At 49.5% G+C, this 20381-nt stretch carries 21 protein-coding genes; 15 read left to right on the top strand and 6 right to left on the bottom strand.

Annotated features, from left to right (window positions below):
- The first annotated feature begins 106 nt into the window (after window positions 1-106).
- The 13 genes from tnpA to ACR2TX_RS18150 all read left to right on the top strand — a co-directional run bounded on the left by tnpA (window position 107) and on the right by ACR2TX_RS18150 (window position 15321).
- A complete protein-coding gene (tnpA, locus tag ACR2TX_RS18210; protein ID WP_434130445.1) occupies window positions 107-538 on the top strand; it encodes an IS200/IS605 family transposase in 432 nt (143 codons plus the stop codon).
- A 247-nt stretch (window positions 539-785) separates the two neighbouring features.
- Window positions 786-1826, top strand: coding sequence for a GDP-mannose 4,6-dehydratase (locus tag ACR2TX_RS18205; RefSeq protein ID WP_434130443.1), 1041 nt, complete (start codon window positions 786-788; stop codon window positions 1824-1826).
- 84 nt (window positions 1827-1910) lie between these two features.
- Window positions 1911-3005: a CDP-glucose 4,6-dehydratase gene (gene rfbG, locus ACR2TX_RS18200; RefSeq protein WP_434130441.1), complete on the top strand. Its 1095-nt coding sequence runs from the start codon at window positions 1911-1913 to the stop codon at window positions 3003-3005.
- 9 nt (window positions 3006-3014) lie between these two features.
- Window positions 3015-3938, top strand: coding sequence for an NAD-dependent epimerase/dehydratase family protein (locus tag ACR2TX_RS18195; protein WP_434130439.1), 924 nt, complete (start codon window positions 3015-3017; stop codon window positions 3936-3938).
- A gap of 56 nt (window positions 3939-3994) precedes the next feature.
- Window positions 3995-4939, top strand: a complete 945-nt coding sequence (locus ACR2TX_RS18190; RefSeq protein WP_434130437.1) for a glycosyltransferase family 2 protein — start codon at window positions 3995-3997, stop codon at window positions 4937-4939.
- Between the two features lie 17 nt (window positions 4940-4956).
- Window positions 4957-5736 carry a glucose-1-phosphate cytidylyltransferase gene (gene rfbF / locus ACR2TX_RS18185; RefSeq protein ID WP_434130435.1) on the top strand — a complete coding sequence of 260 codons (780 nt, stop codon included), beginning with the start codon at window positions 4957-4959 and terminating at the stop codon, window positions 5734-5736.
- Window positions 5733-6794, top strand: coding sequence for a lysylphosphatidylglycerol synthase transmembrane domain-containing protein (locus tag ACR2TX_RS18180; protein ID WP_434130433.1), 1062 nt, complete (start codon window positions 5733-5735; stop codon window positions 6792-6794). The genes rfbF and ACR2TX_RS18180 overlap by 4 nt, the downstream gene beginning before the upstream one ends.
- Window positions 6795-6825: 31 nt before the next feature.
- Complete coding sequence (locus ACR2TX_RS18175) at window positions 6826-8145, top strand: NAD(P)/FAD-dependent oxidoreductase (RefSeq protein WP_434130432.1); 1320 nt, start codon at window positions 6826-6828, stop codon at window positions 8143-8145.
- 254 nt (window positions 8146-8399) lie between these two features.
- Entirely contained in the window at window positions 8400-10868 is a 2469-nt protein-coding gene (locus tag ACR2TX_RS18170; RefSeq protein ID WP_434130430.1) for a hypothetical protein, read from the top strand.
- Window positions 10869-11056: 188 nt separating this feature from the next.
- Window positions 11057-12166 carry a GDP-mannose 4,6-dehydratase gene (gmd, locus tag ACR2TX_RS18165; RefSeq protein WP_434130429.1) on the top strand — a complete coding sequence of 370 codons (1110 nt, stop codon included), beginning with the start codon at window positions 11057-11059 and terminating at the stop codon, window positions 12164-12166.
- A 3-nt stretch (window positions 12167-12169) separates the two neighbouring features.
- The gene (locus ACR2TX_RS18160; RefSeq protein WP_434130428.1) at window positions 12170-13147 is read left to right on the top strand and encodes a GDP-L-fucose synthase family protein; all 978 of its coding nucleotides are present in this window, start codon (window positions 12170-12172) and stop codon (window positions 13145-13147) included.
- A 54-nt stretch (window positions 13148-13201) separates the two neighbouring features.
- On the top strand, window positions 13202-14290 hold the full coding sequence (locus tag ACR2TX_RS18155; protein ID WP_434132501.1) for a glycosyltransferase: 1089 nt from the start codon (window positions 13202-13204) through the stop codon (window positions 14288-14290).
- Window positions 14291-14295: 5 nt separating this feature from the next.
- Window positions 14296-15321 carry a glycosyltransferase family 2 protein gene (locus tag ACR2TX_RS18150; RefSeq protein WP_434130426.1) on the top strand — a complete coding sequence of 342 codons (1026 nt, stop codon included), beginning with the start codon at window positions 14296-14298 and terminating at the stop codon, window positions 15319-15321.
- A gap of 51 nt (window positions 15322-15372) precedes the next feature.
- Here ACR2TX_RS18150 and ACR2TX_RS18145 read toward each other — a convergent pair whose 3' ends face one another.
- The 6 genes from ACR2TX_RS18145 to ACR2TX_RS18120 all read right to left on the bottom strand — a co-directional run bounded on the left by ACR2TX_RS18145 (window position 15373) and on the right by ACR2TX_RS18120 (window position 19369).
- A complete protein-coding gene (locus ACR2TX_RS18145) occupies window positions 15373-17166 on the bottom strand; it encodes a glycosyltransferase (protein WP_434130424.1) in 1794 nt (597 codons plus the stop codon).
- A 148-nt stretch (window positions 17167-17314) separates the two neighbouring features.
- The gene (locus ACR2TX_RS18140; protein WP_139841197.1) at window positions 17315-17458 is read right to left on the bottom strand and encodes a type II toxin-antitoxin system VapC family toxin; all 144 of its coding nucleotides are present in this window, start codon (window positions 17456-17458) and stop codon (window positions 17315-17317) included.
- Between the two features lie 232 nt (window positions 17459-17690).
- Entirely contained in the window at window positions 17691-17912 is a 222-nt protein-coding gene (brnA, locus tag ACR2TX_RS18135; RefSeq protein ID WP_077732287.1) for a type II toxin-antitoxin system BrnA family antitoxin, read from the bottom strand.
- Window positions 17893-18162 carry a BrnT family toxin gene (locus tag ACR2TX_RS18130; RefSeq protein WP_086134743.1) on the bottom strand — a complete coding sequence of 90 codons (270 nt, stop codon included), beginning with the start codon at window positions 18160-18162 and terminating at the stop codon, window positions 17893-17895. Before ACR2TX_RS18130 ends, brnA begins: the two co-directional genes overlap by 20 nt.
- Before the next feature lie 610 nt (window positions 18163-18772).
- A complete protein-coding gene (locus tag ACR2TX_RS18125; RefSeq protein WP_205780876.1) occupies window positions 18773-18976 on the bottom strand; it encodes a PIN domain-containing protein in 204 nt (67 codons plus the stop codon).
- Window positions 18977-19219: 243 nt separating this feature from the next.
- Complete coding sequence (locus ACR2TX_RS18120; RefSeq protein WP_205780877.1) at window positions 19220-19369, bottom strand: hypothetical protein; 150 nt, start codon at window positions 19367-19369, stop codon at window positions 19220-19222.
- A 406-nt stretch (window positions 19370-19775) separates the two neighbouring features.
- Here ACR2TX_RS18120 and ACR2TX_RS18115 point away from each other — a divergent pair, with 406 nt between their 5' ends.
- Together ACR2TX_RS18115 and ACR2TX_RS18110 are read left to right on the top strand one after the other, a co-directional pair.
- Complete coding sequence (locus ACR2TX_RS18115) at window positions 19776-20006, top strand: DUF433 domain-containing protein (protein WP_077732290.1); 231 nt, start codon at window positions 19776-19778, stop codon at window positions 20004-20006.
- Entirely contained in the window at window positions 20003-20374 is a 372-nt protein-coding gene (locus ACR2TX_RS18110; protein ID WP_077732291.1) for a DUF5615 family PIN-like protein, read from the top strand. The genes ACR2TX_RS18115 and ACR2TX_RS18110 overlap by 4 nt, the downstream gene beginning before the upstream one ends.
- The last annotated feature ends 7 nt before the right edge of the window (window positions 20375-20381 follow it).

Below are 20381 nucleotides of genomic sequence, written 5' to 3'. Positions count from 1 at the left end.
TACGTTTATTAACTTTCTATGCACAAGGTTTAAGCCCCCGCCTTTCAGGCGGGCAGATTTCATCTCGATGCTGGGATAGACTGCCCACGGATACAAGGGGGCGGTTATGGAATATCGATATGGAAGCCATACGGTGTTTACCATCGAGTACCACTTTGTGTGGGTGACGAAGTACCGTTACAAAGTGTTGGTTGGAGAGGTAGCGGAGCGGGTCCGTGATTTGGTGAGACAAACCTGCGAAGCATTCGAGATCAGAATTTTGAAAGGGGTGGTCAGCAAGGACCACGTGCATATTCTGGTGAGCGCGCCGCCGGAGTTGGCGCCGAGCGAGATCATGAGGCGGATCAAGGGGCGAACGTCGAGCAAGCTGTTTGAAGAGTTTTCGCATCTCAAGAAGCGTTATTGGGGGAGGCACTTTTGGGCACGAGGCTACTTCTGTGCGACGGTAGGTCAGATGACCGAAGAGATGATCAAGCCGTACCTGGAGCATCATTTTGAGCCGAATCCCAATGACAATTTTCGGATGGAGCCGGACTAAACGCGTCGTTCAGCCGACGCGTATCCGGACTTTCAGTCATTAACCCTAACCCACCGGCTTTCAGCCGGTGGTTGTTGAGTTTCAATCAAGGCAATCATTTAAGTGACTCTCGTGTCTGAATGTCTGTTTGAAAAAGGATTTAGAGAAAGGGGTGAATGACGACAGACTTGTTTATCTCATCATTTTCCTCTGAATAAAGAGGACCATGGCTTTTTCTGAAAATTTTGCAAGCTAGATTGGGTAAGGTGTGAGTAACTCTAAAACAGCATTCATTACAGGAATCACAGGACAAGATGGTTCTTATCTTGCTGAGTTTCTACTTGAGCGAGGCTACAAAGTAATTGGGTTTGGACGTAAGAGCTCATTTGTTAAACCTAATAACGTCTCTCACCTGGCCGGAAAAATTGAGGTTGCCTACGGTGATCTCATTGATAGTGTTTCCCTAGCGTCCGCTATACAAAGATATAAGCCGAACGAGGTTTACAATCTTGCTTCGCAGTCGCATCCTGGCGAATCATGGAATCTATCTTTAGAGACCGGAGAGGCCACTGCCCTTGGCGCCCATAGATTATACGACGCAGTACGTATGATTAAGCCGGACTGCCGAATTTATCAGGCCTCATCATCAGAAATGTTCGGTGATGTAATTGAAACTCCCCAGACGGAAAACACGCCCTTCAATCCCGTTAACCCTTACGCGGCGGCAAAGGTCTACGCTCACAACATTGCGCATATTTACCGTAAGAGTTACGGTCTATTCATCGCTTGCGGCATTCTGTTCAATCACGAAAGCCCCAGGCGGGGCATGCACTTTATAACGCAAAAGGTTACTTATGGCGCAGCCTGCCTCAAGCTGGGAATCAAAAATTCCCCTGCATACAATGAAGAAGGCGAGCCCATCGTTAAAGACGGCAAACTTTCTCTCGGGAACTTGGATGCCAAGAGGGATTGGGGCTACGCCGGCGATTATGCTGAAGCTATGTGGCTCATGTTGCAACAGGATAAGCCTGATGATTTTGTGATTGGAACAGGTAAGATCCGAACAATAAGAGAGCTTTGTCAGACAGCCTTCGATTGCGTAGGTTTAGAGTGGGAAAATTATGTGGTTGTCGATCCACGTTTCGTGCGCCCGACCGAAACTGGGCCGACTGTAGCAGATGCATCTAAAGCGCGAATGGTTCTTGGTTGGAAGCCGAGAACCACCTTTTATGACATGATTTCTATAATGATTGACTCCCACTTAACCATGCTGAACCATTCTCAAACAAAAGGCAGTCAGCTTTCTTAAGTAGCTATCTTTTTATTCCTTGCGCCTCTTGAGTCAACTTATCGGCTTGGAGAGCGATAACTGACATCACTAAAAAGGCTTAATATGCGTTCTATTTCTTTGCTCGATTTCGAGCAGAGGTTATGTGGAAAGAAAATATTGGTAACGGGCCATACCGGTTTTACTGGGAGTTGGGCATGCTTATGGTTAAAGGCAATCGGTGCTGAAATCGCGGGTTTTTCACTGCCTCCGGAGACCGAACCATCTCTTTATCTGGAGTTGGGCTTAGACCAAGAAATCATTTCCGAATATGGAGATATTTGCGATTACGCAAAATTGGATACGTTTCTTTGTGGTTTTCGGCCCGATCTAGTGTTGCACCTGGCGGCTCAGCCATTGGTACGACGTTCTTATCGAGAGCCGGTGTCGACATTTGCAACAAATACAATCGGCACTGTGCATATTCTTGAGTCCGCACGCGGGAGCTCCTCCGTAAAAGGAGCGGTATGTATTACAACAGATAAGGTATACAAGAATAACGAGTGGCTTTGGCCATATCGCGAGAACGACCCCTTGGGCGGCAAGGACCCATACAGCGCATCGAAAGCCGCTGCTGAATTGGTAATCGACAGTTATAGGGTCTCATACGGTAAGACGGATGGCACAGGGCTGGCTATTGCTACGGCTCGTGGCGGAAATATTATCGGTGGGGGCGACTGGTCCGAGGATCGGCTAATTCCTGATTTTGTACGTGCAGTGGTTTCGGATTCCAAGCTTACTTTACGTTATCCCGATGCCACTCGGCCTTGGCAACACGTGCTGGCTCTGGTTCAAGGATACTTGATGCTGCTGGCGGGCCTGCTGAAAGATCCAGGCAAGTACGCCAAGCCGTGGAATCTCGGTCCACAGGACCCACAAATTTTCACTGTTAGAGAAGTATTGGAAGTTTTATCCGAGGAATGGTCGCGTCCAGACCTTGAGTATATGGAGAACCCGCTGTCGGAGGCAGGTGCTCTCGCTTTGGATAGTTCCTTGGCTAGAAACCAGCTCGGCTGGATCTCGCCATGGAATACTCACCAAGTGATTGCCGAAACGGCCGCCTGGTATCGTGAATATTATCGAAGCCCCTCTGACGTACGAAATCTGTCATTGACTCAGCTTCAATCGTGGCGCGCGGCCCTTGCAGATTTGCAGAAGTGAGGGACGCTCGTGCGAATTCTTTTGACAGGCGCCTCGGGATTTATCGGCCACCGATTGGTGAAACTATTGATTTCCCGAGGTGTTTCAATAGTGTCGCTAGGGCGCCGACCATGTGACATACCCCATACCGAAAGTATTGTGCTTCCGGCCTTGGAGCCGGAGCGTATCGAATACGCTGTACATAATTGCAGTTTTGATGCCGTTATTCATCTCGCGGCGGCGGGAGTGCATCCTAGTGACAGGGGCAGTTTGTCGCTCATGCAGATCAATAGCCTTTTGCCTGGAGTAATGGTATCGGTTGCTGCAAAAACCGGGGCAAAGGCAATAATACTTGCGGGAAGTAGTGCGGAATATCGATCTCCTCATATCGCTGCACCCTTGATGGAAGAGTCTCCACTCGAGACAGGCAAGCTATATGGCGCTTCAAAGGCAGCCGGCGGCATGTTAGCGCTTGCTCAGGGTGCAGTGCATGACATCCCCGTTGGGGTTGTGAGATTGTTTAATGTATATGGTCCCGGCGAAGCGCCACACCGTTTACTGCCATCGTTGCTGCGAAATTTGACGGCTAACCAGCCTGTCGAGCTTTCGGCCGGCACCCAAATTCGAGATTTCGTGTATATCGATGATGCCTGTAGCGGTCTGATTTCGACACTAGAGGCCGTGATCGAAAAGAGATTAGCAAGTGGTGCTTATAATCTCGCAACAGGGGTTGGGCATACAGTTTCCGATTTTTCGCGAACCGTTGCTCGTGTGCTGAAAGCGGACGAGTCATTGCTCAAGTTTGGGGCCTTGCCTTTGCGTCCCGATGATCTTCCCTACGTAGTAGGAGATTCGTCGATCCTCAAAAATGTCTGTGGATGGTGTCCAAAATACAATATGGAGGACGGTATAGGGGCCACCATAAAAGAGTTAAGAAGCATTATCTACACGTGAGTATAAACTCTGTGACAGCATCCCCATTACCCAACCTAAATGCTAGCACGCTCCCTTTGATTTCTATTACGGTGCCGGTTCTGAATGAGGCGGAAAACCTGGACGCACTTTACGAGCGACTTGATAAACTTGCCGCTCGCATGGAGGGTAAGTGCGAATTGGAGTTTGTGTTTACCGATAATCATTCCGATGACAGAACGTGGGAAAGGCTGACTGAGTTGGCTGAACGCGATAGTCGCGTCCGTGCCATTCGATTCTCCAAAAATGTGGGTTTCCAACGCTCGATATTGGCAAATTACATCCACACCCGTGGTGAGGCGGTGCTGCAGATCGACGCGGACCTCCAAGACCCGCCTGAAATGCTGGAAACATTTTTTGAGTTGTGGAAACAAGGTTATCACGTCATTTATGGAATACGTAGGAAGCGTCCGGAGGGATGGCTCATTAATATCTTCCGAAAGGTCGGTTACTGGATCATAGACAAAATCAGCGAATATCCTATTCCTCGTGATGCTGGAGACTTTCGTCTAATTGATCGAAAGGTCATAACAACATTGCAAAAATACCGTTCGGCTAGTCCCTATCTACGAGGGATAATTGCTGGCATAGGATTTAAACAAATAGGTATCCCGTATGACCGATGTTCCCGCGTTGCAGGAAAAAGTAAATTTCGACTGGGACAATTAGTTCGACTTGGAATGACCGGGGTGTTTAATCATTCCGTAGTTCCGTTAAGAATAGCAAGTTACGCTGGGCTTTTTCTTGTTGGTATCAGCGTAATCGGTACGGTTTACTATTTATTCCTTAAATACTTCCACCCGGATCTGCCTCGCGGCCTTGCGAGTATTCACATTCTTGTATTGTTCGGAATCGGTTTTCAGTCGTTGTTACTCGGTGTTCTAGGCGAGTATCTGCTACGAATTTACATGATTCTTAGACAAGAACCTATCGCGATAATTGAACAGAGCCTTAATTTTGGGGCTGATGAGTTAAAACTTTAAATATGGGGGAATATTTTGTGAAAGCGGTTATTCTTGCCGGTGGATTGGGAACTCGTATAGCCGAGGAGTCGGATCATATTCCTAAGCCCATGGTTGAAGTCGGCGGGCGGCCTTTGCTTTGGCACATCATGAAAATGTATAGCTATCATGGGGTAAATGATTTCATTATTTGCCTTGGCTACAAAGGTTACGTAATCAAGGAATTTTTCTTTAATTATTATCGCCACACTGCCGACCTCGAAATTAGTCTTAGCACTGGTGATCACCGGATACTCAACTCCCAATCGGAGGATTGGAAGGTAACGCTTATAGATACCGGTCCGGAAACGATGACTGGCGGCCGACTCAAACGTGTCGCCCGTTATTTGGACAATGAAACGTTTTGTCTGACCTATGGCGACGGACTTTCCGACATCGATATTTCGGCAGAGATCAATTTTCATCGTAAACACGGGAAGCTGGCGACCGTGGCTGCAGTTCAACCACCCGGCCGCTTTGGTGTACTGAACATGGGCGAGCATAGCCATGTCTTCAGCTTTGAAGAAAAGCCGAGCGACGAGATCGGATGGATTAATGGAGGGTTTTTTGTTCTTGAACCGCAGGTCATCGACTATATCAAGGGCGACGAAACATCGTGGGAGCAGGCGCCTCTGAAGAATCTTGCATCAGATGGGCAATTGGCGGCTTTCCAACATCATGGCTATTGGCAACCGTGCGACACGTTGCGCGACAAACGCCAGTTGGAAAGTTTGTGGGAAAAAGGTCAGGCGTATTGGGCCGTCTGGGATCGTCGATGAGTTTGTTGGAACCATCATCATCGGATTCAAGCTCAACCGATCAAGGCAAGACGCCCAAGAAACGATCTTGGTTGCGACAGATTGTCGGAATCGTAATATCGATTGTCTGCCTGTGGCTGATTTTTCGGCAGATCGAACTCGAAAAGCTTCTAAAAGCGCTCTACCGCCTTCAATGGCAGTACGTCGGACTGGCTATCGCATCGTTGGCATTCGGTTACGCCGTGCGCATCCAACGCTGGTCTATCATGCTTCGGGTCGGTGGCGCGCAGGTTAGCGGTTTGGCCTGCGCCGCTCCTTTCTTGGGTTCGATCACTCTCAATAATGTGCTTCCGTTCCGGGCCGGCGATGTTGTGCGCGCTTTGGTTTTTCCTGCTGCCATTGGAGTGCGTCGAGTAACGGCAACTGCAAGCTTGCTGCTCGAGCGCTTGATCGATCTTCTGACATTGCTAATCAGTTTGGGGATTGGCCTCTCGCTTAGTCCACCTATGAGTCTGCCGAATTGGCTCGGTGAGAGCGTGGCGGTGCTGTCGCTATTTGGTGGGGTCACGTTGCTTTTCATGGTCGCGTTCAATACGTTCGTTGCTGGTATCCTGACCAGGATTCAACATTCTGCCCAACATCACAGGTGGGTACGCATCGGGAAGAGTTTGGAGTTGGTCAAAGATCTGATCCACGACCTTGGTGGCATGTCTCGTCCCAAAGCGTTGTTTCTTCTCTTTTTGCTTTCAGCCCTGGTATGGATTGGTGAAGCCGGACTCTTTTGGGCCTTGCTGGAAGGCCTAGGGCTCAGCGGAGGAATTGCTTCAGCGCTCATGATCATGGCTGTTTCGACACTCTCCACTCTGGTTCCGTCTTCGCCCGGTTATGTCGGTACATTCCATTTGGCCGCGTTTTCCGCGGCCACATTCTTGGGTGGCAGTTCCACCCAAGCCGCAAGTTTTGCTGTTTTAGCGCATTTCGCACTTTGGTTGCCAACTACTTTGGCGGGTGCGATAGCGATCCTCGCCAGTCCAAGTCTTTTCAAAGGGCGGAAGGTCGCAAGCGAACCGGCCGCCTGACAGCAATTTCTCGAAATTCAAGAGTACAAAAATGACGAATCAATACGATGCTGTTATCGTTGGCGCCGGATTCACGGGACTCACAGCGGGTCTCGAACTCGCCCGGGCAGGGAAAAAAGTGATGCTCCTTGAGGCGGATACTGCTCCCGGGGGGCTCGCGGGAACATTCGAGTTCCGTAACGGCGTCAGCATCGAGAAGTTCTATCACCACTGGTTCACTAATGACGAGTACGTACCGCAATTGGTGAAAGAGCTGGGACTCGATAATCAGATCGTTATCTTGCCATCCCGTACAGGGATGTACTACAACGGCCGCTTTTGGCGCCTCTCAACACCGCTTGACCTGCTACGATTCTCCCCGCTCTCCTTTATTGATCGCATTCGCTTAGGTCTGCTCGTGTTTCAGGTCAGGAGAATCAAGGATTGGAAGACCATCGAGCATCTGTCGATTCGGGAATGGCTGGAGCCCCTATGCGGATCCAACGTGTTTCGTATCGTCTGGGAGCCGTTGATCCGGTCTAAATTTTCCGTCTATGCGGATGCCGTAAATGCCGTATGGTTTTGGAAGAAGCTCGTGTTGAGGGGCAGCACCAGGGACAAACAGGGTGGGGAACAGCTGGCTTATTTCAAGGGAGGGTTCGGACGCCTGGCTCGAGCGATGGCGGACGAAATCTGCAAACACGGCGGCGAAATCCGTTACGGTAGTCCCGTGACAGGTGTCCGATCTAACGAAGGCCAAATCGAGGCGCTTGTCACCCCTGCCGGAGAAGTTCTTGGCAGGCAGTTTCTGTTTACGCCCTCGTTCTCGGTTATCGCCAATATTCTTGAAGGGGTAGCCGACGCCAACTGGATTCAATCGCTGCGTCGAGTGAATTATCTGGGCAACGTTTGCCTCGTTCTGCAGCTAGACCGAAGCTTATCGGACACCTACTGGCTGAATGTAAATGATCCGGGCTTTCCATTTGTGGGTGTCATCGAACACACAAATTTCGATCGTCCTGAAAACTACAACGGAAACCACATCGTATTCATTTCGCGCTACCTGGCTACGGAAGATCCCGTCTGGGGTTATGCGGACGACCGGTATCTGGACTTCGCACTCGAACATCTCAGACGCATGTTCCCAGAGCTTGACCGCTCATGGGTGCGAGAGCATCGTGTTTGGCGAGCCGAGTATGCACAGCCTGTAACGGAACGGAATTACTCGGGATACGTACCGGGGCGGGAAACCCCGTTTAGAAACGCGATGATATCCACGATGGCCCAGATATATCCTGAAGACAGGGGCACAAACTATGCGATTCGGGAAGGCAAATCGGTCGCACAAGCTTTACTCAGTCAACTAGCCTGACGGCGATTGTATGAACCCTGCAATTTATGTTTTGCATGCATTTTTAGAGACGTTAGATCCCCATTAAGCGTATTCGACCGATTCGGAACCTCTCAAATCCCGATGAATATTGCACAGACAAATCTTCTTGATTACTAATCGACATTGCTATGTGGTTTCTCGGTAGCGCTATCTTGGCGTTTTTTGTATGCAGTACAGCGGCAGTGTTCGGGTGGTGGATTTCCATTCGATGCGCCAGCTGGAAACCCTTTCGGTTGAGTGTTGAAACCGTTGCCGCGTCGCTCCTGGTAGGAATAACGGCCTATATGCTGTTATTCGGTTGGGCCTCGCAATTGGGCGCTCCCGGAAAGATCGCTGGTCCTGTCATTTTGGCTGTTAGTTTATTACTCAGTGGACCATCAGCCGTCAAAGTTGCTCTTGAGAAAGATCGGTTTTGGTATCGCCCGTGGCATCCGCTACTCGTATTCCTCGGGATATCCGTAACGGGAATAGTGTTGGCATTGACGCCTATCCTGTTATTTCATGCGTATTTTTCTTACGGCGATGCATTTACTTATTTAAGTATCGCCGACTATCTTCAGGATCATCCTTTTTCAGAACCAGCTGAGCCAAATCCCTTTCATCCCGTATTGACCCAACCACGCTTATATCAGCTTCTTGGGCTCCGCATGGGGGCTATGTATTTTTTCTCTTTCGTTCAATCAATCATACCTGGAGCCATGGCTTGGGAGGTGTATCCCACCGTGATGGCCATAGGAATGGTTGTGAACGCCGCAGCTATCTATTTGGCTTGCCGCTGGACTATCCGGCTATCTCGATACTGGGCGTTAGGCGGAGCATTCGCTGCGATCATATTGAATAATCCGATTCACTATTCGATCAGCCTAGGTTTTCTTCCTCAATTGTATGGCCTGGCCTTTTTTACGTTTTCTTTAGCTGTGTGGACTCGCTTTCTTAGAAAGCGGACATGGAATAGACAATTGGGAGCCTGGCTGGCGATAGCCACTGTGGGACTGATCTCCTCATACAGCGAATTATTCCCAGTTTTGGGATTAATTTTAATATCGACATTTACTATGACCCTCGTTATTAAACACGATCAACTAAGCGGAAGAGTCTTGGCTACCGGAATAGCAGGGTTATGCGTAATAATTCTGGCCAATTACGAATTACTGAGGATGCTCAAGGCGCTTAAAACTCAGGTTGGGGCTGTAGTCGGATGGAATATAGCATTCTCATTGATCGAATTTCTGGGGGTTGCCCTTGGAATTAGACCAGGTTTTCCACTTCCAGAAAAAGTTGCATTCGCTTTTAACTTATCGACGGGCCTATTAACCATATTATTGCTACTTGGTGTGGTATCACAACTTAGAAAATCCTGGTATCAATTGCTGACATTAAGCGCAAGTCTAGGCGTTTTCTTATTCATGTTTTTCTATTTCAGATTTGCCGTGGAAAATCCCTGGGTAAAGGGGAGTTTTGGCCAGACCTGGAGTATGTTTAAATTATCTAATTGGGCGTATCCTGTAACCGCCGTTTTATCTACAGCCGGCTTAAGCGCGCTACGCATACCACGTATATTTCTAACATTTCTAACGGCTATCACCGTTATTCTCTCAGCAATAATAGGGTCTTGGATCGATTATCGTGCAACTCAAGAGATACGGCTTACAACGGGCTCCGAGCGGCCTTTTGAGGCTTATTTGCAAGCAGCCGAGATCATAAACAAGCAATTCCCTGACGGTCCTGTCGAATTGAGATTGTCAGATGATGAGCTGATAAAGCACAGGCAAATGCTAGCTTATTTTCTTCATCCTAGACCTGTTTTCAGCGATTGGCGTAACGATGGTTACATAAGCGGATGGATGAATGAGAAATCGAGAAATATTGTACTCAGCGAGACTCACCTAGTCGTGGGTAGGTCCGATTCCGTCAGTAGGACACTCACCGAGTTACCTGCACACCTTGCCATTCTTAAAGATCTATTGTTCCCGATTCAATTTGGTGATGGGTGGTATGAAAAAGAAACCGACAATTCAGGTAATTGGTGGCGATGGTGTGATCGAAATGCCAAATTTACTATCGAAGCGGCTAAGGATGTAAACGTAGTCTTGAAAGGAGAAGTAATGGGGGCGGAAGTACCGACGGAAATAACAGTTTTGACGTCCGATTTATCTATGAACCATATTTTTGTTCGGCAGCCTGGTTTTCAGCAATTCCCACCCCAATTGTTGCAGCTGCACACAGGTAAAAATGAAATTCGAATTCAGGTCAACAAAGAACCCGTTAGGATCGGCCAAGATAATCGATTGTTATCGTTTGCATTAAGAAACCTGCAAGTACTGGAGGTACAAGCACCAAAACTTAAGTTTCTGTCTGGGTGGTATGGATTGGAAGGACAGGCGCAGAATTGGTGGCGATGGTCTACTGGTTCTTCAGCGTTAGAGATTAGTACAGATATCGAAACTAATGCACGCATTAAGGGCAAAATTGCTAGCGCGGAATATCCGCGCAAGATAAAAATAATGCAGGACGATAAACAGATTGGTATTGTCGATCTCCGAGAAAAGGACCGTGAAGTGGCGTTTGATATGGCAATTAAACTTAGTCAAGGGAGCAACAATGTTCTTCTTGAGGCAGATGGAGTGCCTACTAAATTAGGGGCGGATACTCGCTTACTCTCGTTTCTGGTGCGAAATCTTAGGATTGAAGAACGCAATTGAATTATACCGTGGAATTCCATAGGTTGGCTGGAATACTCCGTTTTGGAATCTCCATGTGACAACTAATTTGGTACAAAGTGGCTTATTGTTCACATGGTTTGATGGCAAACGAGCAAAAATATTGCTTGGTATTTTTGTATTAGACCAGTTAGATAATTATTGTTTAATTTTATTTTGTAGGAATTAAAGTGGGAAAGAATGCACTCATTACTGGTATTACCGGACAGGACGGTGCCTATCTGGCCGAATTTCTGTTAAGCAAAGGGTATATCGTTCATGGAATCAAGCGGCGAGCCTCTCTTTTTAATACCGATCGTATCGATCATTTGTATCAGGATCCTCATGTCGAGAACCGTAACTTTGTTTTGCATTATGGAGATTTGACGGATTCGACCAGTCTGATTCGGATTATTCAGCAGGTTCAGCCGGACGAGATCTACAATCTCGCGGCCCAGAGTCATGTGGCCGTGTCTTTCGAGGAGCCGGAATACACAGCCAACTCGGATGCATTGGGAGCCTTGCGGATTCTTGAAGCGATCCGCATTCTGGGCTTGGAGAAGAAAAGCCGTTTTTATCAGGCGTCCACATCCGAACTGTACGGACTTGTTCAAGAAATCCCTCAGAAGGAAACGACACCCTTTTATCCAAGGTCACCTTATGCCGTGGCCAAGCTCTATGCCTATTGGATTACCGTAAATTATCGTGAGGCTTATGGCATGTATGCTTGTAACGGCATTCTCTTCAATCATGAGTCGCCTATCCGCGGAGAAACCTTTGTTACCCGGAAGATCACTCGTGCCGTTGCGCGCATCAAGCTCGGTCTTCAGGACAAGCTTTACCTAGGCAACCTGGATTCGAAACGGGATTGGGGCCATGCGCGCGATTACGTGGAGGCTCAATGGCTCATCCTGCAGCAGAATAAGCCGGAGGATTACGTGATTGCCACAGGAGAGCAACACTCGGTTCGCGAATTTGTTCAAGTGGCATTCGGAGAGGTCGGAGTTGAAATTGAATGGCAGGGGAATGGGGTCGATGAGGTGGGAATTGCCACCTCGGGTTTAGGCAAAACTCTAGGGGAAAATCCTGTCGTCGTAGCCGTTGATCCCCGATATTTTCGCCCCAGTGAAGTAGAAACCTTACTTGGCGATCCTGCCAAAGCAAAAAAGCAGCTGGAATGGCATCCGAAGACAACGTTTAAAGAACTGGTTTCGGAGATGGTACGTGAGGATCTTAAGCAGGCCGAGAAGGACGAGCTATGCCGTCGCGAAGGCTACCGTACCTACGACTATCACGAGTAAGCAATGGATAAACAAGACAAGATTTATTTAGCTGGTCATACCGGCCTGGTCGGGTCGGCTATTCATCGCCGGTTACACACGTATGGCTACGGCAATATTGTCACTCGGCGTCACAGCGAGCTGGATTTGACGAATCAGCCTGCAGTCAATGCGTTCTTTGAAAATGAACGCCCGGAATACGTGTTTCTGTGTGCCGCCAAGGTGGGAGGTATTCTCGCGAATTCTACCTATCCGGCGCAGTTCATCCATGAGAACTTGGCTATCCAAACCAATGTGCTTCATGAGGCTATGCGGGTTGGGGTTAAGCGCCTATCGTTTCTGGGCTCTTCCTGTATTTATCCGCGTGACTGCCCTCAACCGATAAGCGAAGACTATCTACTTTCAGGTCCCTTGGAGTTCACCAATCGACCTTATGCAGTTGCCAAAATCGCTGGCATCGAGATGTGTTGGGCCTACAACCGCGAATATGGGACACGTTTTTTGGCGGTCATGCCAACCAATCTCTACGGGCCGGGCGATAACTACAATCTTGAAACATCACACGTACTGCCGGCATTGATCCGTAAGATGCATGAAGCAAAACTGGTCGATGCCGATTCGGTTGTGGTTTGGGGCAAGGGAACTCCACGGCGAGAGTTCCTATATAGTGACGATCTAGCAGACGCGGTGCTCCATCTCATGACTCTCCCGGAAGATCAGTTTTCCGGTATTTGCGCTTCCAATGATCAGCCTCCGCTGATCAATATTGGCTGCGGTGAGGACCTTTCGATTCGCGATCTCGCTGAGCTAATCCGCGAAATTGTCGGATTCAAGGGCAAGATCGTTTGGGATACGACCAAACCTGACGGTACTCCGCGCAAGTTGCTCAATGTTACCCGGTTGAGTGAACTTGGTTGGCGGGCGAAAACTTCGCTGCGAGACGGTATCGCAATGGCTTATCAGGACTATCTTGCGACTTTCTCCGATGGAAGTCGCAGTTGATCTCCCGTCATACAACTTAAATCCAAAGATCAAGCGGTGCAATTCAGCATAGCCATGCCCATATTTGGGCAAGCCCAATTTCTTCCTACTGCATTAGCTAGCATTCGTGCTCAGACTAGCTGTTTCGAGCTAGCTGTGATGGATGCGACTCCCAACGATAGCGTACAGGACGTACTTGACGACTACCGAGATATCTTGAGCTATCACCGGCACGGTCCTGACAGGGGGCAGTCGGCCGCTATTCAAGAAGGCTGGGATAACACCTGCGGCGAGATAGTCGCATGGCTATGCGCCGACGATTATTACTTTCCCTATACCTTAAACGAAGTTGAGAGAATATTCGTTGAACGGCCGGATATTGATGTGGTTTATGGTGACTGCGTATTCGTTGACCAAAACGGTCAGTTTTCCGGATATTTTCCGGAGATTAGCGAGGATATCTCACTAATTAAACGGAGTTGTTGTATTTCGCAGCCGTCCTGTTTTGCTCGCCGAACGGCTTTGGAGAAGGCGGGCCCGGTTAATCCGGACTTGCACTACATCATGGATTGGGATTTGTGGACCCGCCTCTATGAAACTGGTGCGAAATTTTATTATATGAGAAAACCCTTATCCGCTGTGCGGATGTACCAGGAAACCAAAACAGCCAGTGGTTCCAAGGCAAGATATATCGAGATATTTAACCACTTAAGGAATAATGCCAATCTTAAGCATACAATGCGATCCCTGGTTGGATTTTACTATCAGGACCTTTTGTCCAAACATGCCTCTCTCAGGGAACGGATTGCATTTCATGGAATAAATCTTATCCGTTTCATTAAGAGCCATTTACATCGGCGCTCGCTGCCGAACGGAAAAACGCTCTATGGCCTTGATTCTTATTCACATCAGGTGCAAGGTGAATGTGAGATATTTCTCCCTTGGTACAAAGATGCGGTTCCACATGAATTGTTTATTCAATGCAAGGGCACTGCTAATTTGGATGTATGTATAAATGGATTTCCAGCAAGAGTTCTATCCAAAACTGACAAAGATTTTGTATATGTCGTCGGTGATCGTGATATCGTTGGAAATCTGATACACATCCGGTTACTGACACCCGATAATAGCTCTTGGCAATTGTTAGCCTTGCATTTGGGTTAATATCGATGATCAATCCTATGCCAAAGGTCGCTGTCATCATTGTTAGCTGGAATTCAGGTGCTTTCTTAAGCAAATGCCTATCCTCGCTTCGAAGGCAGACATTCCGAGAATTTCGCACCATAGTTATACATAACGGCGAGTTTGACGACTCTCTTGTTAATGCTCAATCTGAGCTGAAATCTGCCGAAATCATTTGTTTAGGCCACAATCGTGGATTTGCAGCTGGAAATAATGTGGCGGTGCAGTTGGCAAAGGATTGTGATTGGATTGCACTTTTAAATCCCGATGCTTTTCCGGAACCGGACTGGCTGAGCAATCTAGTGAAGGCAGCGAAGGAATACCCAGAATACTCGTTTTTTGGAAGCCGTTTACTTGCCGCCGATAATCCAACTCTATTAGACGGCGTCGGGGATGCATATCATACGAGCGGTTTAGTATGGCGGCAGGGCCATGGGGTTAATGTTAGCAATATCTATAGAGAACCCATGGAGATTTTCTCACCCTGCGCAGCCGCAGCGCTTTATCGTAGGGATACCTTTTTAGAAGCGGGCGGCTTTGACGAGGACTATTTCTGCTATGTGGAAGATGTAGACCTAGGCTTCCGCATGCGCTTGGCCGGATATCGCTGTCTTTACGTCCCAGACGCTATCGTCTTACATGTAGGGTCGGCTTCGACAGGACGGCACAGTAACTTTTCGGTGTATCATGGCCATCGCAACATCGTATGGACATATATAAAAAATATGCCATACCCGTTGTGCTGGATTTATCTTCCCCAGCATCTGATTTTAAATATTATTAGTATATTTTGGTTTTCTTTTTTTGGTCAGGGCAGGGTAATATTAAACGCGAAAATAGATGCTGTAAAAAATATTCCGGTCATGCTTAAAAAGCGCAAAGCCATTCAAGCTAATCGTAAGGTCAAGATTGCAGATATCAGAGAAATAATGGTTAAGGGATTTCCGACACCATTCAAGACACTAAATTTACGAAGCAAGATCACCAAGTTCATCAATGGGATCTCAAGTTAGTAAATCTAATAGGTAATGTAGTATTTGTTGTGACTCTTCTGCTAGACACAATCAATGCTTCAGAAAACCACGTGGTGTAAACTTAATATCGAAAGCTGCATCACGATGATCAAAACACATATCGGAATTTATACGATTCGCTGCTTCAGGTGTCACTTTATGATATCCAGGCAAATTAGATAGCCAGCCAAGGGCAAATCTCATAAGTGGCAGCGGTATATGAATGATCTTGCATCTAGTTCCAAGATGCATGGATATCCGATTTACCATATCCCGATAGGTAAGAATCTCTCCGCCACTTAAATTATAAGACTTGTTGAATGTCCTCGGATTATCTATAGCATCGAGGCAGGCCAGTGCCAGATCTTCTGCGTGAACAGGCTGGCGTAATCCATCGCCGGTTCCGACCAAGGGAAAAAACCGGAATCGCTTGATAAAACGGGCAATTGTTGTGATGTTCTTGTCTCTTCCCAGGCTGTAGACCATCGTGGGCCGAAAGATCGTCCAATCGATATTCCGTTTTGCGCAGTAAGCATGAAGGTCCTCCTCGGCTTTTTTTAGCTTGCTTACCATTTCACGCTCTTGTTCGTACCCCGAGTTCTCTTTCGTAAAGAGGCTGGTCGAACTGAAAGCGATGATGCGTTTTATCTCTGCGCCGGCGAGACCTTCCAATAGAGGCGGTAACGTCCATAAAGGGGCCAAATGGATCAATATTTCAGCCCCGTAGGTTTCAGCTAATCCGCCTTTACTGATGTCCTGTCGATGCCAGATAATGTGCCGATGAGTTGCCGGAATCGGCGGCTTGCGGCTTATGGCGTGAACATCGAAACCGGCTCGAAGCAAAGCGGGTAACAAAAAATCGCCGATTAAGCTGGTGGCTCCGGTAACGATTGCCCGCCGGGTAGGGAGAGGATGTTCGACCGATTCGACCGGTTCAGGGTGTGTATTCGAGGAGTCGGCAGCGTCGCCCTTCTTTTTCCGGCTGATCATGACTGCCAACGATCTTGCGCAATACCGAATGCCGATGCCCGCCATAACGAGCCACATGAGACCGGTCGGATATTGATGGCGGAAGAACTTTCTGTAAAAGCGAACCATCCCTCTGTGCTTGTAGTATTCCACCAAGGCCGGCCGCGAGGCGCTGCAAACGCCGCCGACGTGCAGGATTTCGATGTCGGGTACGAAAAGAATCTGGAATCCCGCTTGCCGGAATCGCATACACCAGTCCAAGTCCTCGCAATGCATGAAATAGCCTTCGTCCAAAGGCCCGACCTTTTCCAGGGCGCTGCGTCGCACCAGCATGAATGCGCCGGAGATGGCTTCGATTTCGACGGGTTCGGTTGGTAGGGGAGTGTCCGTTTGGATAAAGCTATTCAGTTTTGGATGGTACTTCGAGAGCCTGTATAGACTCGTGAGCCGGACAAACGTCCGCCACGGCGTCGGAACGGCGCGCCGGCAGCCGGATTGTTCACTGCCATCCGGGTTGAGGATCAGGCAGCCCGCCATTCCGGTCTGCGGGTGCTGCTCCATCACGGTTAGCATTCTGGAGAGCGTATCGGGCCGGATAAGACAGTCCGGATTCAGGAATAGGAGATAGTCGCCTTGTGCGACAGGCAGGGCGATATTGTTCGCTTTGGCGAAGCCGAGGTTTTCCTGGTTTTCGATGATTTTCAACCGATCTTCGTCCGGAAAATCACGGCGCAGAATATCCATGCTGTCGTCGGTGGACCGGTTGTCGACGACGATTACTTCGACCGGTACGGTGGATGCGAGTACCGAGCGCACGCAGTCGGAAAGAAAATGGCCAGCGTTAAAGTTGACGATGATGACGGAAATCGGCTTCATTGCGTCCAGTTTTGGGATAGCCCTGTCATATAAAAATCACGAATGATTGCACTTCGCCCCTGACAATTGTGTGTCCTTCAAACACATTTGTCGGCAAAGGATTGCCGACCTACAAGCCATACGGTGTATGCACGGCGTACCTTATACCTTATGCTTTGAGCACCGTCACGATGCTGGACTTCAGCAATTTACGAAAGCCTTTGTCGAAAGTCACCAGGTGCAAATGATGGCTTTGCGCTGCATCGGCAATCCAGGCATCCGGGACCGCATTGCCGGTCAGATTGTGTCGCACGCACAATTGCTCGACCTCTGGCCATTCGTCGCCCAACGACGGAAGTGCGTAGGTTGGGGTGACAAAGGAATCCCAGTACCAAATTGACCAGGCAGGGCAGTCTTTCGGTGGCTCAAAGCAAATTTGGCTATTCTTCGACGGCTTAGAGCCTATCCCGGTAGGTCCCAAAACCCTTCGACTCGGCTCAGGACAGGCCCTTCGACAGGCTCAGGGCGAACGGCCTGGTAGGCTCTTAGTGGTGTTGCAACTTATCCGCTAGCCAGAGCTTGATTAGGGATTGACGAGTCACACCTAGCCGATGCGCTTCTCGATCGAGCGAACGCACCATCCAGACGGGAAAATCCACATTGACGCGCTTCTGCTCCAGGCCGGGGCGGCGCGCCTTTTCAAGATCGAGCATGGCCGTCACGTCCTCGCCTGCATCAAATTTCTCGTCAAAATCCGAAGCTTTCATAGATTTCTATCTCTTCTTTCCGGGAGCGCCTGACGGAAATCAGACGGATGTTCTCGTTTCGATAGGTGACGACCGCTGACCAATGCTTGCCGCCGATCATGCCTATGACCAAATAGCGCGGTTCGTCCACTGTCTTCGCTGGAATCTCGATAAGATCGGGATCATCCCACAAAGTTTGCGCCTCATCGAAATCAATTCCGTGTTTGTGCTTGTTAGCGGAGCTTTTGTCCTGATCATATTCGAAAGCCATATTGGGGATATAGCAGAAAAAGAATAATTATAGAACCTTTTTTATACTTTTAATGACGGTAACCAGGACCTCCAGTTCGGGGCAGCGAGCCTGGTGCCATACTCTACACGGCTGCTCTTGATCCTTAAGGAAGCTCTGATTAAGTCCTTCGAGTCGGCTCAGGACAGACTTGTCGAACGCTCTCCTGAGCCTATCGAAGGGGCATGAACGGAATCCACTTGTTCAGAGCTCCTTAAGGTCATTTGCCCTCAGATACGGTCGTCGGCAAAGAATTACCGATCTACGAGCCATGTACCGCGAACCATGCGGGTGCGGTTCATGCCGCACAATCCCCGTCCGGTGTTTTTCGCGCTGCTTGCCGCGTACCAATTCGCCGGGAGCCGAATGTGGTAAACGACGTTTGCCCTGCGCCGAAAGCCTGAGATGGCTTTGGTCGATTGGAACGTGCGAGGCACGGCCCGAAGGATGAGCGTCAGGAATGAGGCTAGTAATCGGTCGTCCTGCTGATTTGTCGTATCTGAGCCCATCCTACAAACCCACCGGGCGGCCAAGAATCGCGGACCCACAAGCCATGCAGGGAACGTATTGAACGCATTTGTGTACTGATACCTCACGCCTTGAGCACCGTCACCATGCTGGACTTCAGCAATTTACGAAAGCCTTTAAAGCCTTTGTCGAAAGTCACCAGGTGCAAATGATGGCTTTGCGCTGCATCGGCAATCCAGGCATCCAGGACCGCATTGCCGGTCAGATTGTGTCGCACGCACAATTGCTCGACCTCTGGCCATTCGTCGCCCAACGAAGGTAGGACCATCCCTGGCGAATCCAGCACGGCACGCAGGAAAGCCAAAGCCGCATCAAGGGGCGTAGGCTCCACAAAAACCTAAAAACCTTGGGATGCGTGGCTAGGCGCAGGAATCCCGAAGCCACCACCGGCAAAATGGCCAACGATTGCCCTTCGACGCTTTTGGCTAGGGCATCTCCAGCCAAGCCAGGGCCGACTGATGGTGCGGATGATCCTGCCTAGAGGCGGCCAAAAGGACATTGACATCGGGCGTCACTGGGCCGAATCCGCTTCATCTGCCGCCTCGAGTAGGGTGCGCTGGGTCAATGTGTCGCGTATCGTCGGCCGCAATCCACCCCGTCCGGCGTAGACCGGCAATACCTGGCGCATCTTGCCAGAACGTTGCGAAGTGCGCAGTCGCATCGAAAGACCTTCCTCGATCAAACGAGTCAAACTGACATGTTCATTGGCCTCACTCAGCAAGCGGTCGTCGATATCTATTAATCAGGCCCGTAAATACCCTCCTGGTATTTCGGGCCGCCGCCCAGGCCCGGTACACGCCCGGCCTGGGCTCACGCGGCTTGTCGCCGCGCCGGGGCATCCCTGCCCCGGATTAACCCGGCCAATATTTATAGGCCGGGTCAATAACGTGGTTCTCATGGAGTAAATTCCAATACTGATTTCTGCATATTTAATCCTGGACCAGCATTCTACGCCATGACCTTAAGCCGGGGAACGTGCGCAACGCATAGGTTCATGTTCGAAAATAGTTCTTGAAATTTGGTCTCAATAGCCTAGTCTCGCAATAAATTAAGATGAGGAGATGAACATGGAATCACTAAACCGCATTACTCAGCAACCCGGCGTCATGGGCGGCAAGGCGTGCATCCGTGGCATGCGGGTAACGGTCGGTATGATCGTCGGCCAAATCGGAGCTGGGCACAGCATCGAAGAGGTCCTCGCGGATTATCCCTACCTCGAACGCGAGGATATCCTACAGGCGCTACGCTACGCCGCGTGGCGTGCGGAAGAACGGGAAATTACGCTGGCGAGCGCATGAAGTTATTGGTCGACATGAATCTGTCACCGCGCTGGGTCAGCCTGTTGGCTGACGCGGGCTTCGAGGCGGCGCACTGGTCTACACTGGGCGCAGCCAATGCCCCGGACGCGGAAATCATGGCCTTCGCCAAGGCTAACGGCTACGTGGTGCTCACGCACGACCTGGACTTCAGCGCGATTCTTGCGGCAACCCACGGCGAGAAACCCAGCGTCGTGCAAATTCGTGCCGAGGATGTCAGCCCGGGCGCAATCGGCAAGCCGGTTAGCGATGCCCTGTTGCAAATGACGGCCGAGCTGGAAGAAGGTGCGTTGCTCACCATTGATCCGAATCGCACCCGGTTGCGGCTCCTACCCTTACACTTCCGATAGGCCAAGC

The organism is Methylocaldum sp. GT1BB (assembly GCF_051027545.1).
Classification (GTDB): Bacteria; Pseudomonadota; Gammaproteobacteria; order Methylococcales; family Methylococcaceae; genus Methylocaldum.
The sequence above is the reverse complement of the archived record's forward strand: the minus strand, read 5'-3'. Positions and strand labels throughout refer to the sequence as shown.